The organism is Streptomyces sp. MUSC 14, assembly GCF_001866675.1.
Classification (GTDB): Bacteria; Actinomycetota; Actinomycetes; order Streptomycetales; family Streptomycetaceae; genus Streptomyces.
In genome coordinates this window covers 1-13,324 of sequence record NZ_MLYN01000027.1, presented here as the reverse complement: position 1 = coordinate 13,324, position 13,324 = coordinate 1, and the positions used below count along the sequence as shown (strand labels likewise).

The following is a 13,324-nucleotide window of genomic DNA, read 5'->3' as shown; positions in this document are numbered from 1 at the left end:
CCCCCATGGTGCAGATCAAGACGCCCGAGCAGATCGCCAAGATGCGTGCGGCGGGCCTGGTCGTCGCCGCCATCCACGCGGCCACCCGCGAGGCCGCGGTGCCCGGCGCCTCCACCAAGGACCTGGACGAGGTCGCCCGCAAGGTCCTCGCCGAGCACGGTGCGAAGTCGAACTTCCTCGGCTACGGCGGCTTCCCCGCGACCATCTGCACCTCCGTGAACGACGTCGTCGTGCACGGCATCCCCTCCGACGACGTCGTCCTCAAGTCCGGCGACATCATCTCCATCGACTGCGGCGCGATCATCGACGGCTGGCACGGCGACGCGGCCTACACGGCCTTCGTGGGCTCCGGTCACGCCCCGGAGCTGATCGAGCTGTCCCGGGTGACGGAAGAGTCCATGTGGGCCGGCATCGCGGCGATGAAGCAGGGCAACCGCCTGGTCGACGTCTCCAGGGCGATCGAGACGTACATCCGCCGCCAGCCGAAGCCCGGCGGCGGCAAGTACGGGATCATCGAGGACTACGGCGGCCACGGCATCGGCACCGAGATGCACATGGACCCGCATCTGCTGAACTACGTCGACCGCCGCCGCGGCAAGGGTCCCAAGCTGGTCCCCGGCTTCTGCCTCGCGATCGAGCCGATGGTCTCCCTCGGCACCCCGCGCACGGAGGTCCTGTCGGACGACTGGACGGTCATCACGACGGACGGCACCTGGTCGTCCCACTGGGAGCACTCGGTGGCTCTCACGGCGGAGGGCCCCCTGGTCCTCACCGCCCCGGACGGCGGCAAGGCGAAGCTGGCGGAGTACGGGATCACGGCGGCACCGGATCCTCTCGCGTGACCAGGCTCGCCGAATGCGGCATTCAGACCGCTGCCGATCCGCTCGCTTAGTGATCTCCCGAGTAGGGCAGACTTCCTCGATTCGCCTTTCAGGGTGCGCCGACGTAGACTGACTCGTCGGCTCTCGTGCACCCGCATGTCCGCATGCGTGCAAGAGGGTCGATCAAGGTAGTCGATTCGAAGGGCGAAGCGTGGCCAAGAAGCAAGGTGCCATCGAGATCGAGGGCACTGTCGTCGAGTCTCTGCCGAACGCCATGTTCAAGGTCGAGCTCCAGAACGGCCACCAGGTCCTGGCACACATCAGCGGCAAGATGCGTATGCACTACATCCGCATCCTCCCTGACGACCGGGTCGTGGTGGAGCTGTCTCCGTACGACCTGACGCGTGGCCGGATCGTCTACCGCTACAAGTAGATCTTGCCCGCACCCCGGATCTCCTCGGGGTGATGGCACTGACCCGGAGAACCTCACCATGAAGGTCAAGCCGAGCGTCAAGAAGATCTGCGACAAGTGCAGGGTGATCCGCCGTCACGGTCGGGTCATGGTCATTTGCGAGAACCCGCGCCACAAGCAGCGCCAGGGCTGACGCACGACCATCTCCCTCTGCACCTCTATCGCAGAGATTCGCGCGACGCGAGCTGAATTTGTTCATACGCAGAATCCGAGCCTTTCGGCTCGACACCCTCGGTTCGGAGGCCGAGGACCCGGTTCGTACCTGGTACGGCGGCCGGGAGCCGGTTCTGCGGAAGACCTCCGAAAGATCACCAGGAGCCATTGAATGGCACGCGTTTCCGGTGTTGACATCCCGCGCGAAAAGCGCGTGGAGGTCGCCCTCACCTACGTGTTCGGCATCGGCCGGACGCTCTCGCAGCAGACGCTGGCCGAGACCGGTATCGACCCGAACACCCGTGTTCGTGACCTGAGCGAAGAGCAGCTCGTCGCGATTCGCGAGTACGTCGACAACAACATCAAGACCGAGGGTGACCTCCGTCGCGAGATCCAGGCCGACATCCGCCGCAAGGTCGAGATCGGCTGCTACCAGGGTCTCCGTCACCGTCGCGGTCTGCCCGTCCGCGGTCAGCGCACCAGCACCAACGCCCGCACCCGCAAGGGCCCGCGTCGCGCCATCGCCGGTAAGAAGAAGCCGGGCAAGAAGTAGTCCGCAGCGGACTCGCCGTCCAGCGGTCTTCGCTGTAGGACCGACCACCTCCCGTAGGAGATATAGATGCCCCCCAAGGGTCGTCAGGGCGCTGCCAAGAAGGTGCGCCGCAAGGAAAAGAAGAACGTCGCTCACGGCCACGCGCACATCAAGAGCACGTTCAACAACACGATCGTCTCGATCACGGACCCGTCCGGCAACGTGATCTCCTGGGCCTCCGCCGGCCACGTCGGCTTCAAGGGCTCCCGGAAGTCCACGCCGTTCGCCGCGCAGATGGCCGCCGAGTCGGCTGCCCGCCGCGCCCAGGAGCACGGCATGCGCAAGGTCGACGTGTTCGTGAAGGGCCCGGGTTCCGGTCGTGAGACCGCGATCCGCTCCCTGCAGGCCACGGGCCTCGAGGTCGGCTCCATCCAGGACGTCACCCCGACCCCGCACAACGGCTGCCGCCCGCCGAAGCGCCGCCGCGTCTGACGCACAGCGCTCCGCCGGTTTCGGGGTTCCGGGCGGTACGGCCTCTGTGAGGAAGCCGTGCCGCCCGTACCCTTGCAGTACAGAGTCGGGCGTCAAATAGCGGGCGCCCCTGACTGAAGGATTCATCCATGCTGATCGCTCAGCGTCCCTCGTTGACCGAAGAGGTCGTCGACGAGTTCCGCTCCCGGTTCGTGATCGAGCCGCTGGAGCCGGGCTTCGGCTACACCCTCGGCAACTCCCTGCGCCGTACCCTCCTGTCGTCGATCCCCGGCGCTGCTGTCACCAGCATCCGTATCGACGGTGTCCTGCACGAGTTCACCACCGTGCCGGGCGTCAAGGAGGACGTCACCGACCTGATCCTCAACATCAAGCAGCTGGTCGTCTCCTCGGAGCACGACGAGCCGGTCGTGATGTACCTGCGCAAGCAGGGCCCGGGTCTGGTCACCGCCGCCGACATCGCGCCCCCGGCCGGTGTCGAGGTGCACAACCCCGACCTCGTCCTCGCCTCGCTCAACGGCAAGGGCAAGCTGGAGATGGAGCTGACCGTCGAGCGCGGTCGCGGCTACGTCTCGGCCGTGCAGAACAAGCAGGCTGGCCAGGAGATCGGCCGTATCCCGGTCGACTCGATCTACTCGCCGGTGCTGAAGGTCACGTACAAGGTCGAGGCGACGCGTGTCGAGCAGCGGACCGACTTCGACAAGCTGATCGTCGACGTCGAGACGAAGCAGGCCATGCGTCCGCGTGACGCCATGGCGTCGGCGGGCAAGACCCTGGTCGAGCTGTTCGGCCTCGCCCGCGAGCTGAACATCGACGCCGAGGGCATCGACATGGGCCCGTCCCCCACGGACGCCGCCCTGGCCGCCGACCTCGCGCTGCCGATCGAGGAGCTGGAGCTCACGGTCCGCTCCTACAACTGCCTCAAGCGTGAGGGCATCCACTCCGTGGGTGAGCTCGTCGCCCGCTCCGAGGCCGACCTCCTGGACATCCGCAACTTCGGTGCGAAGTCCATCGACGAGGTCAAGGCGAAGCTGGCCGGCATGGGCCTGGCCCTGAAGGACAGCCCGCCCGGATTCGACCCCACGGCCGCTGCCGACGCCTTCGGCGCCGACGACGACGCGGACGCGGGTTTCGTGGAGACCGAGCAGTACTGATCAGTACTTGATCGGTCCTTGCCGGTGAGCATCCGCTCATCGGGTTCCTGACCCCGGTACCTGACACGGCCGGGGCAGACACACAGGAGAATGAACATGCCGAAGCCCACCAAGGGTGCCCGTCTGGGCGGCAGCGCCGCGCACGAGAAGCTGCTCCTCGCGAACCTGGCGAAGAGCCTCTTCGAGCACGGCCGTATCACCACCACCGAGGCGAAGGCCCGCCGCCTGCGCCCGTACGCCGAGCGTCTGGTCACCAAGGCGAAGAAGGGCGACCTTCACAACCGCCGTCAGGTGCTCCAGGTCATCACGGACAAGAGCGTCGTCCACACGCTCTTCACCGAGATCGGCCCGCGGTACGAGAACCGTCCCGGTGGCTACACCCGCATCACCAAGATCGGTAACCGCCGTGGCGACAACGCGCCCATGGCCGTCATCGAGCTGGTCGAGGCGCTGACGGTCGCCCAGCAGGCGACCGGCGAGGCCGAGGCCGCCACCAAGCGCGCGGTCAAGGAGGCCGACGAGGCCAAGGCTGCCGAGACCACCGAGGCTCCGGCCGAGGAGGCCGCTGCCGAGGAGTCGAAGGACGCCTGAGGTATCACCCTCGCGCTGAGCGGGTCCGTTCCTTTCGGGGAGCGGGCCCGCTCTTCTGTACCTGAGAGGATTTCCCCGTGAGTGACGAAGTACAGCCCGGCTACGTCCGTGTCCGACTCGATCTGTCCTACGACGGGTCCGACTTTCACGGCTGGGCCAAGCAGGCCGGCGGCAGGCGGACCGTGCAGGGGGAGATCGAGGACGCGCTGCGGACCGTCACGCGCTCCAGGGAGACGTATGAGCTGACCGTCGCCGGACGCACCGACGCCGGGGTGCACGCGCGGGGGCAGGTGGCGCACGTGGACCTGCCCGAGGCGGTCTGGCGTGAGCATCACGAGAAGCTCCTCAAGCGGCTCGCCGGACGGCTGCCGAAGGATGTGCGCGTGTGGGCGCTCAGGCCGGCCCCGGCAGGCTTCAACGCGCGGTTCTCGGCGGTCTGGCGGCGCTATGCGTACCGGGTGACCGACAATCCCGGGGGAGTGGACCCCCTGCTGCGCGGCCATGTGCTCTGGCACGACTGGCCGCTCGACGCGGACGCCATGAACGAGGCGGCCCGCCACCTGCTGGGGGAGCACGACTTCGCCGCCTACTGCAAGAAGCGGGAGGGGGCCACGACGATCCGGACCCTGCAGGAGCTGAGCCTGGTGCGCGGGTCCGACGGGATCATCACCGCGACCGTGCGCGCCGACGCGTTCTGCCACAACATGGTGCGCTCGCTGATCGGTGCGCTGCTCTTCGTCGGGGACGGGCACCGCGGCCCGGAGTGGCCCGGCAAGGTGCTGGCCGCGGGCGTGCGGGACTCCGCCGTGCATGTCGTACGGCCGCACGGGCTGACCCTGGAGGAGGTCGGCTACCCCGCCGACGAGCTGCTGGCCGCCCGTAGCAAGGAAGCCCGGAACAAGCGCTCACTCCCGTCGGCGGGGTGCTGCTGATCTAGGGGGTGTCGTTCGGATCATCCCGGCGTCGCGTCAGCCAGTTCCGCACGGTTCGTCCCGGCCGGCCTGATCCGAACGACATCCCTAGCCGTTCGTCGCCGCGGAGGCCTGGGCCTGGCCGCGGCGGTAGATCTGGTTGAAGGTGAACTGCTGGAGGTCGTTGCCGGTGTTGAAGACCTTCGAGTCCTTGTCGGTGACGTTCTTGCCGTCGGTGAAGCCGACCGTCGTGAAGTAGGCGTAGCGGCCGACGGAGTTCGCGGTGGTCAGGCAGACCGCGGCGTTGCAGAAGTCCTTGACGCCCTTGCCGGACAGGGAGCGCACCATGGCGTTCTTGGCGGCCTGGGCCTTGACCTTCGTGGCCTCGGCCTGGGTGTCGAACAGGGCGACGCCGACGGTGGCCGCGATGCCGTCCTTGCTGTAGGTCACGCGGATCAGCCGGGTGCAGCCGTTCGCGGTGAGGATCTGCGGCAGCTTGCCGCCGGCGGCGGAGGCGCAGCTCTTGGTGTCGGCCGTGGCGCCCTTCTTGTAGACGCTGTTCCCCGTGGTCAGCTGGGTGCCCGGGAAGAGGCTGTCGGCGCTGATCGGGGCCTTGTCCTTAGCGGCGCTGGCGATGAACTCCTTCGGGTCCAGCGGCGGCGGGGCGCTGGTGGGCGCGAAGGACGGTGTGACCGACCCGCTCGCCGAGGCGCTGGCGGGCAGGTTCGTCGGGTTGCCCGAGGCGCTGTTCTTGCCGTTCGCGGACACCACGGCCATCGCCACGGCGGTGCCGACGGCGATCGTGGCCAGCGCGCCGCCGCCGATGAACAGCAGCTTGCGGCGCTTGGTGCGGGTCTCGGACGCCTCGGCGAGTGCCGCCCAGTCCGGGGTCCCGTCGTCACCGCTGCTTGCCCAGGGCTGCTGGGAATTCGGTTTCCAGGGATCCCACTGAGACTGGGGTCCCCCCTGCCCGTAACTCATGGGGCGCATCTTAGACGGGCTCCCTGGGGCGGTGGAGCGCGTGCGGCGGCATGCCACGTTTGTCCGCCGGTGAGCGCGGGAAGGGCGTCGTTTTGACCCGTAGCGGGCCCGGAAGGTAATCTGCTTCTTCGTTGTGTATTGGCTTGCTCATTCTCACGGGACGGGCCCTTACACCGGTCCGCCGGGCCGATGACCAGCGACCAGCACGCGGTTTGCGTCACCGCAGTGCGGTCAAGGCTGTCGTGATCGTTTCGGTGACCTGTTCAGGACCATTCACTCGAAGCGAAGGCTACGAACCGTGCGTACGTACAGCCCCAAGCCCGGCGATGTGACGCGCCAGTGGCACGTCATCGACGCTCAGGACGTCGTCCTGGGCCGTCTCGCCACCACCGCAGCGACCCTCCTCCGGGGCAAGCACAAGCCGATCTACGCCCCCCACGTCGACGCTGGTGACTTCGTCATCATCATCAACGCCGACAAGGTGCACCTGTCGGGCAACAAGCGGACCCAGAAGATGGCGTACCGCCACTCCGGCTACCCGGGTGGTCTGCGCTCCGTCCGTTACGACGAGCTCCTCGACAAGAACCCCGAGAAGGCCATCGAGAAGGCCGTCAAGGGCATGCTCCCCAAGAACACGCTGGGCCGTCAGATGCTCTCGAAGCTGAAGGTCTACAAGGGTGACCAGCACCCGCACGGCGCGCAGCAGCCGCAGCCGTACGAGATCACCCAGGTCGCGCAGTAAGTCCGGCCACCCCCTAAGACTGAAGAGAATCTGAGGAGAATCGTGGCCGAGACCACCGTTGAGCAGCCGGTCGAAGAGACTGAGCTCGTCGACATCGACAGCTACACCACCGAGTCCGAGGTTCCGCTGGAGGGTGAGTACACCTCCGAGTCCCTCGCCTCGCGCTTCGGTGAGCCCCAGCCGGCCGCCGGCCTGGGTCGCCGCAAGAACGCCATCGCCCGCGTCCGGATCGTCCCGGGCACGGGCAAGTGGAAGATCAACGGTCGCACCCTCGAGGACTACTTCCCGAACAAGGTGCACCAGCAGGAAGTCAACGAGCCCTTCAAGGTGCTGGAGCTCGAAGGCCGTTACGACGTCGTCGCCCGTATCGCGGGTGGCGGTGTCTCCGGTCAGGCCGGTGCGCTCCGTCTCGGTGTCGCCCGTGCGCTGAACGAGGCCGACGTCGACAACAACCGTGGCCCGCTGAAGAAGGCCGGCTTCCTGAAGCGCGACGACCGTGCGGTCGAGCGCAAGAAGGCCGGTCTGAAGAAGGCCCGCAAGGCCCCGCAGTACAGCAAGCGTTAATCGCCAGCTGCCTGCTCGTACGTATACGGGTGCGTACTGGCCCGCACGTACTCCGAACGCCCCGGCGGCACGCCACATGTGCCGTCGGGGCGTTCGTTTATCCCAGTCAAGGGCGTATAACGACACAAGACGCTCGAAGGCTTGTGTGATCGGAAGTTTCCTCGGGAGGACAAGTGGGACGACTCTTCGGTACGGACGGCGTGCGCGGTGTCGCCAACGCGGATCTGACCGCCGAGATGGCACTCGGCCTCTCCGTCGCCGCGGCGCACGTGCTGGCCGAGGCGGGCACCTTCGCGGGCCACCGGCCGAAGGCGGTGGTCGGGCGGGATCCGCGTGCGTCCGGGGAGTTCCTGGAGGCGGCCGTGGTCGCCGGTCTCGCGAGCGCCGGCGTCGACGTGCTGACCGTCGGTGTACTGCCGACGCCCGCCGTCGCCCACCTGACCGGCGCGCTCGGCGCCGACCTGGGCGTGATGCTCTCCGCCAGCCACAACGCCATGCCGGACAACGGCATCAAGTTCTTCGCGCGCGGCGGCCACAAGCTCGCCGACGAGCTGGAGGACAGGATCGAGGCGGTCTACGAGTCCCACCGGCACGGCGAGCCCTGGGAGCGGCCGACGGGCTCGGGCGTGGGCCGCGTGCGCGCCTACGAGGAGGGCTTCGAGCAGTACGTCGGCCATCTCCTCGCCGTGCTGCCGAACCGGCTCGACGGCCTGAAGATCGTCCTGGACGAAGCGCACGGCGCGGCCTCGGGGGTCTCGCCGGAGGCGTTCTCCCGGGCGGGCGCGGAGATCGTCACGATCGGTGCGCAGCCGGACGGGCTCAACATCAACGACGGCTGCGGGTCGACCCACCTGGGCCGGCTGAAGGCCGCCGTCGTGGCGCACGGCGCGGACCTCGGCATCGCGCACGACGGCGACGCCGACCGCTGCCTGGCCGTGGACCACACCGGCGAGGAGATCGACGGCGACCAGATCCTGTCGGTGCTGGCGCTGGCCCTGCGGGAGCGCTCCGTGCTGCGGGCCGACACCGTGGTGGCGACCGTGATGTCGAACCTCGGCTTCAAACTGGCGATGGAGCGGGCCGGGATCCGGCTCGTGCAGACCGCCGTCGGCGACCGGTACGTGCTGGAGGAGATGAAGGAGCACGGGTACGCCCTCGGCGGCGAGCAGTCCGGGCACGTGATCATCCTGGACCACGCGACCACCGGTGACGGCACGCTGACCGGGCTGCTGCTCGCCGCGCGGGTCGCGGAGACCGGGCGGTCGCTGCGGGAGCTGGCCTCGGTGATGGAGCGGCTGCCGCAGGTCCTCATCAACGTGCCCGACGTGGACAAGTCCCGGGTGCGGACGTCCGGTGACCTGGCTGCCGCCGTCGCCGAGGCGGAGCGCGAACTCGGCGAGACCGGGCGGGTGTTGCTCCGTCCCTCGGGTACCGAGCCGCTCGTGCGCGTGATGGTCGAGGCCGCGGACATCGAGCAGGCGCGGTCGGTGGCCGGGCGGCTGGCCGACGCGGTGAAGTCCGCACTGGGATAGTCGTGGGTTCGAGGGGGCGGGGCTGTGCTCGATGCACGGCTCCGCCCCCTCTCTGCTGCGCTTACAGCTTCCGCAGCCTCAGCCGCTGCACCTTGTGGTCCGGGCCCTTGCGGACCACCAGCGTGGCCCGGCCACGGGTGGGGGCGATGTTCTCGACCAGGTTGGGCTTGTTGATCGTGCGCCACAGGGTGCGGGCGTAGTCGAGGGCCTCCTCCTCGGAGACCTGGGTGTACTTGCGGAAGTACGAGTTCGGGTTCTGGAACGCCGTCTGGCGCAGCTTCCTGAAGCGGTTCAGGTACCAGCGCTCGATGTCCTCGGCGCTCGCGTCGACGTACACGCTGAAGTCGAAGTAGTCCGCGAGGCCGACGCGGGTGCGGCCGTCGCTGCCGGGCAGGGCGGGCTGGAGGACGTTCAGGCCCTCGACGATCAGGATGTCGGGGCGGCGGACCGTGAGCCGCTGGTCGGGGACGATGTCGTAGATCAGGTGGGAGTAGACGGGGGCCGTCACCTCGTCCTTGCCGGCCTTGATGTCGGCGACGAAGCGGGTCAGGGCCCGGCGGTCGTAGGACTCGGGGAAACCTTTCCGCGACATCAGGCCGCGGGCCTCCAGCTCCCGGGTGGGCAGGAGGAAGCCGTCCGTGGTGACCAGCTCGACCCGCGGGTGTTCGGGCCAGCGGGAGAGCAGGGCCTGCAGGAGCCGGGAGACGGTGGACTTGCCGCAGGCCACGGAGCCGGCGACGCCTATGACGAACGGGGTGCCGGACTGGGAGCCCTGCTCGCCGAGGAACGTGTTCAGCGCTCCTCTGAGTCCGTCCGTGGCACCGACGTAGAGGTTGAGGAGCCGGGAGAGCGGGAGGTAGACGTCGCGCACCTCGTCGAGGTCGATGACGTCGCCCAGGCCGCGCAGCTTCTCCACCTCCTCGGCGGTGAGCGGCAGCGGCGTCTTCTCGCGCAGGGCGCTCCACTCGGCGCGGGTGAGGTCGACGTAGGGAGTCGCCTCCGGCTTGTGCCGGTGGGCGCTCCGGTTCGAGGAGACCGGTGAGATCACATTCCATTGTTAACGGAGTTTGAACGCCGCGGTGGGTGGGCTCCGTCACGTGCACGGTCACCGCATGGCGAAAGGCCTTCCCGAGGCCTTCGTACGACAGTGGGAATTTCCGAATTCGGGCAGACCGAGGCCTGTTTGGGCCGCTTGCCGGCCGTAGGCTGCGGCGCATGTGCGGAATCGTGGGATACGTAGGGGCGCAGTCGGCGCTCGATGTCGTGATGGCCGGACTCAAGCGGCTGGAGTACCGGGGGTACGACTCGGCGGGCGTCGCCGTGCTCGCGGACGGCGGGCTGGCCGCGGCGAAGAAGGCCGGGAAGCTGGTCAACCTGGAGAAGGAACTGGTCGAGCGGCCGCTGCCGACAGGTGCCACGGGCATCGGGCACACCCGCTGGGCCACGCACGGCGGGCCGACCGACGGCAACGCCCATCCGCACCTCGACAACGCCGGACGCGTCGCCGTCGTGCACAACGGCATCATCGAGAACTTCGCCCTCCTGCGTGCCGAACTGGCCGAGCGCGGCCATGAGCTGACCTCCGAGACGGACACCGAGGTGGTCGCGCATCTGCTCGCCGAGGAGTTCTCGGCGACCGCCGACCTGGCGGAGGCGATGCGGCTGGTGTGCCGGCGGCTGGAGGGCGCGTTCACGCTGGTCGCGGTGCATGCCGACGAACCGGACGTGGTCGTGGGCGCGCGCCGGAACTCGCCGCTCGTGGTCGGCGTCGGCGAGGGCGAGGCGTTCCTGGCCTCCGACGTCGCCGCGTTCATCGCCCACACGCGCTCCGCGGTCGAACTGGGCCAAGATCAGGTGGTGGAGCTGCGCCGCGACGGCGTCACGGTCACCGGCTTCGACGGCCGCCCGGCCGAGGTCCGCAGCTACCACGTGGACTGGGACGCCTCCGCCGCCGAGAAGGGCGGCTACGACTACTTCATGCTCAAGGAGATCGCCGAGCAGCCGAAGGCGGTCGCCGACACGCTGCTGGGCCGGATCGACCCGGCCGGCTCCCTCACCCTGGACGAGGTGCGGATCTCCCCGTCCGAGCTGCGCGAGATCGACAAGGTCGTCATCGTCGCCTGCGGTACGGCCTTCCACGCGGGCCTGATCGCCAAGTACGCGATCGAGCACTGGACGCGCATCCCGTGCGAGGTGGAGCTGGCCAGTGAGTTCCGTTACCGGGACCCGATCCTGGACAGCCGTTCCCTGGTCATCGCCATCTCCCAGTCCGGCGAGACCATGGACACCCTGATGGCGCTGCGGCACGCCCGGGAGCAGGGCTCCAAGGTGCTGGCCATCTGCAACACCAACGGCTCGACGATCCCGCGGGAGTCGGACGCGGTGCTCTACACGCACGCCGGCCCCGAGGTCGCCGTCGCCTCCACCAAGGCGTTCCTGACCCAGCTGGTGGCCTGCTACCTGGTCGCGCTGTACCTGGGCCAGGTGCGCGGCACCAAGTGGGGCGACGAGATCCAGGCCGTGATCAGGGACCTGTCCCGGATCTCCGAGGAGGTCGAGCGGGTCCTGGAGACCATGGAGCCGGTACGGGCGCTGGCCCGGACGCTGGCGGAGAAGAACACGGTGCTGTTCCTCGGCCGGCACGTGGGCTACCCGGTGGCCCTCGAAGGCGCACTGAAGCTCAAGGAGCTGGCCTACATGCACGCCGAGGGCTTCGCCGCGGGCGAGCTCAAGCACGGGCCGATCGCGCTGATCGAGGAGGACGTGCCGGTGGTCGTGGTCGTCCCGTCCGCGCGCGGCCGCTCGGTCCTGCACGACAAGATCGTCTCCAACATCCAGGAGATCCGGGCCCGCGGAGCGCGCACGATCGTGATCGCGGAGGAGGGCGACGAGGCGGTCGTGCCGTACGCCGACCACCTGATCCGCATCCCGGCCACGCCGACCCTGCTCCAGCCGCTGGTCGCGACCGTGCCGCTGCAGGTCTTCGCCTGCGAGCTGGCCACCGCGCGGGGCAACGAGGTGGACCAGCCGCGGAACCTGGCGAAGTCGGTCACGGTGGAGTGAGCCCGGGGCTCAGTGGACGGACAGGCCGCCGTCGACGAAGAGGGACTGGCCGGTGACGTAGGCGGAGGCGCGGCTCGCGAGGAAGACGGCCGCGCCTTCGAAGTCCTCGGCCAGACCGTTGCGGCCGATCATGGTGCGCGCGGCGAGGGCGGCCGACTTCTCGGGGTCGGCGGCGATCCGCTCGTTCAGCGGCGTCATCACGAAGCCCGGCACCAGCGTGTTCACCGTGACGCCGTACGGCGACCAGGCCTCGGCCTGCGAGCGGGCCAGTGACTCCAGCCCGCCCTTGGAGACGCCGTAGGCGCCGCTCTGCACGAAGGCGCGGTGGGCCTGCTGCGAGGTGACGTGGATGATCCGGCCGAAGCCGCGCTCCGCCATGCCGGGGCCGAAGCGCTGTCCCAGCAGGAAGGGCGCCTCCAGGTTCACGGCCATGGTGGTGTCCCACACGTCCTCGCCCAGCTCGCCCATGGGCGGCCGCAGGTTGATCCCGGCGGAGTTGACGAGGATGTCCGGCTCCCCGAAGACCTCCGCCGCCTCCTCGGCCACGGCCCGTACCCCGGCGCGCGTGGCCAAGTCACCCGCGACCCAGGCCGCCCGGGCCCCTGCGGACCTCAACTCGCCGACGGTGCCGATGAGTTGCTCCTTGCCCCGGGCCGCGACCACCACCCGGGCGCCGGCCCGCGCCAGCGCCCCGGCGACGGCCCGGCCGATGCCGGAACTGCCCCCGGTCACCAGGGCGGTGCGGTCGTTCAGCGCGAACAGGTCGGAGAGATAGGCCCGGTACGTCATGGTGCGCAGCGTAGACGGCCCCGGGCGACCGTAGGCTGCCCGGCATGAGCATCATCGGAGTGGGGATCGACGTCGCCGAGATCGACCGGTTCCGGGAGTCGCTGGAGCGCACGCCCCAGATGGCCGACCGGCTGTTCGTGGCGACGGAACTGCTGCTGCCCAGCGGGGAGCGGCGCGGGATCGCCTCGCTCGCGGCCCGGTTCGCGGCCAAGGAGGCGCTGGCCAAGGCCCTGGGCGCGCCGCCCGGCCTGCAGTGGACGGACGCCGAGGTGTACGTCGAGGACAGCGGTCAGCCCCGGCTGCGGGTGCGCGGGACGGTGGCGGCGCGGGCGGCGGAGCTGGGCGTCACGTCCTGGCACGTCTCGCTCAGCCACGACGCCGGCGTCGCCTCGGCGGTGGTGATCGCGGAGGGCTGAGCGGCGGGGGACCCGATGACGCGGGGTGGGGTGGTCCTCTGCGGGGGTTCCGGGTGAGGTCGGCCTGGGGTGGGGCGGTGCCAGGGGTGGTGCCGGGTGTGGTCGGTCGGGGGT

At 69.2% G+C, this 13,324-nt stretch carries 16 protein-coding genes; 13 read left to right on the top strand and 3 right to left on the bottom strand.

Translation table 11 applies throughout. The annotated features are described in order from the left end of the window. Positions 1-5: 5 nt before the first annotated feature. The 8 genes from map to truA all read left to right on the top strand — a co-directional run bounded on the left by map (position 6) and on the right by truA (position 5,144). The gene (map, locus tag BIV25_RS17825) at positions 6-842 is read left to right on the top strand and encodes a type I methionyl aminopeptidase (protein WP_071373342.1); all 837 of its coding nucleotides are present in this window, start codon (positions 6-8) and stop codon (positions 840-842) included. 190 nt (positions 843-1,032) lie between these two features. Then, positions 1,033-1,254 (top strand): translation initiation factor IF-1, encoded by a 222-nt coding sequence (infA, locus tag BIV25_RS17820; protein WP_003948620.1) that lies wholly within the window; start codon positions 1,033-1,035, stop codon positions 1,252-1,254. A gap of 58 nt (positions 1,255-1,312) precedes the next feature. Beyond that, positions 1,313-1,426, top strand: coding sequence for a 50S ribosomal protein L36 (gene rpmJ / locus BIV25_RS17815; protein WP_003998809.1), 114 nt, complete (start codon positions 1,313-1,315; stop codon positions 1,424-1,426). A 192-nt stretch (positions 1,427-1,618) separates the two neighbouring features. Beyond that, positions 1,619-1,999 (top strand): 30S ribosomal protein S13, encoded by a 381-nt coding sequence (gene rpsM / locus BIV25_RS17810; protein WP_020135802.1) that lies wholly within the window; start codon positions 1,619-1,621, stop codon positions 1,997-1,999. A 66-nt stretch (positions 2,000-2,065) separates the two neighbouring features. Further along, positions 2,066-2,470: a 30S ribosomal protein S11 gene (gene rpsK / locus BIV25_RS17805; protein WP_003956432.1), complete on the top strand. Its 405-nt coding sequence runs from the start codon at positions 2,066-2,068 to the stop codon at positions 2,468-2,470. 128 nt (positions 2,471-2,598) lie between these two features. Then, a complete protein-coding gene (locus BIV25_RS17800; RefSeq protein WP_071373341.1) occupies positions 2,599-3,621 on the top strand; it encodes a DNA-directed RNA polymerase subunit alpha in 1,023 nt (340 codons plus the stop codon). A gap of 96 nt (positions 3,622-3,717) precedes the next feature. Then, positions 3,718-4,212: a 50S ribosomal protein L17 gene (rplQ, locus tag BIV25_RS17795; RefSeq protein WP_071373458.1), complete on the top strand. Its 495-nt coding sequence runs from the start codon at positions 3,718-3,720 to the stop codon at positions 4,210-4,212. Between the two features lie 77 nt (positions 4,213-4,289). Next, the gene (gene truA, locus BIV25_RS17790; protein ID WP_071373340.1) at positions 4,290-5,144 is read left to right on the top strand and encodes a tRNA pseudouridine(38-40) synthase TruA; all 855 of its coding nucleotides are present in this window, start codon (positions 4,290-4,292) and stop codon (positions 5,142-5,144) included. An 87-nt stretch (positions 5,145-5,231) separates the two neighbouring features. Here the strand turns inward: truA and BIV25_RS17785 are convergent, their stop codons facing one another. Next, positions 5,232-6,104, bottom strand: a complete 873-nt coding sequence (locus tag BIV25_RS17785; protein WP_071373339.1) for a hypothetical protein — start codon at positions 6,102-6,104, stop codon at positions 5,232-5,234. Between the two features lie 298 nt (positions 6,105-6,402). Between BIV25_RS17785 and rplM the strand changes: the two genes are divergently transcribed. From rplM to glmM, 3 genes are all read left to right on the top strand, one after another. Continuing rightward, the gene (rplM, locus tag BIV25_RS17780) at positions 6,403-6,846 is read left to right on the top strand and encodes a 50S ribosomal protein L13 (RefSeq protein WP_010036634.1); all 444 of its coding nucleotides are present in this window, start codon (positions 6,403-6,405) and stop codon (positions 6,844-6,846) included. 42 nt (positions 6,847-6,888) lie between these two features. Continuing rightward, positions 6,889-7,410 carry a 30S ribosomal protein S9 gene (rpsI, locus tag BIV25_RS17775; protein ID WP_071373338.1) on the top strand — a complete coding sequence of 174 codons (522 nt, stop codon included), beginning with the start codon at positions 6,889-6,891 and terminating at the stop codon, positions 7,408-7,410. A gap of 173 nt (positions 7,411-7,583) precedes the next feature. Beyond that, complete coding sequence (gene glmM, locus BIV25_RS17770; protein WP_071373337.1) at positions 7,584-8,942, top strand: phosphoglucosamine mutase; 1,359 nt, start codon at positions 7,584-7,586, stop codon at positions 8,940-8,942. Between the two features lie 61 nt (positions 8,943-9,003). Here the strand turns inward: glmM and coaA are convergent, their stop codons facing one another. Next, entirely contained in the window at positions 9,004-9,990 is a 987-nt protein-coding gene (coaA, locus tag BIV25_RS17765) for a type I pantothenate kinase (RefSeq protein ID WP_071373336.1), read from the bottom strand. Positions 9,991-10,157: 167 nt separating this feature from the next. Here coaA and glmS point away from each other — a divergent pair, with 167 nt between their 5' ends. Then, on the top strand, positions 10,158-12,005 hold the full coding sequence (gene glmS, locus BIV25_RS17760; RefSeq protein ID WP_071373335.1) for a glutamine--fructose-6-phosphate transaminase (isomerizing): 1,848 nt from the start codon (positions 10,158-10,160) through the stop codon (positions 12,003-12,005). A gap of 9 nt (positions 12,006-12,014) precedes the next feature. On the opposite strand, the gene BIV25_RS17755 is transcribed toward glmS, so the two are convergent. After that, positions 12,015-12,794 (bottom strand): SDR family NAD(P)-dependent oxidoreductase, encoded by a 780-nt coding sequence (locus BIV25_RS17755; protein WP_071373334.1) that lies wholly within the window; start codon positions 12,792-12,794, stop codon positions 12,015-12,017. A gap of 44 nt (positions 12,795-12,838) precedes the next feature. On the opposite strand from BIV25_RS17755, the gene BIV25_RS17750 reads away from it, so the two are divergent. Next, a complete protein-coding gene (locus BIV25_RS17750; protein WP_071373333.1) occupies positions 12,839-13,210 on the top strand; it encodes a holo-ACP synthase in 372 nt (123 codons plus the stop codon). Positions 13,211-13,324: the final 114 nt, after the last annotated feature.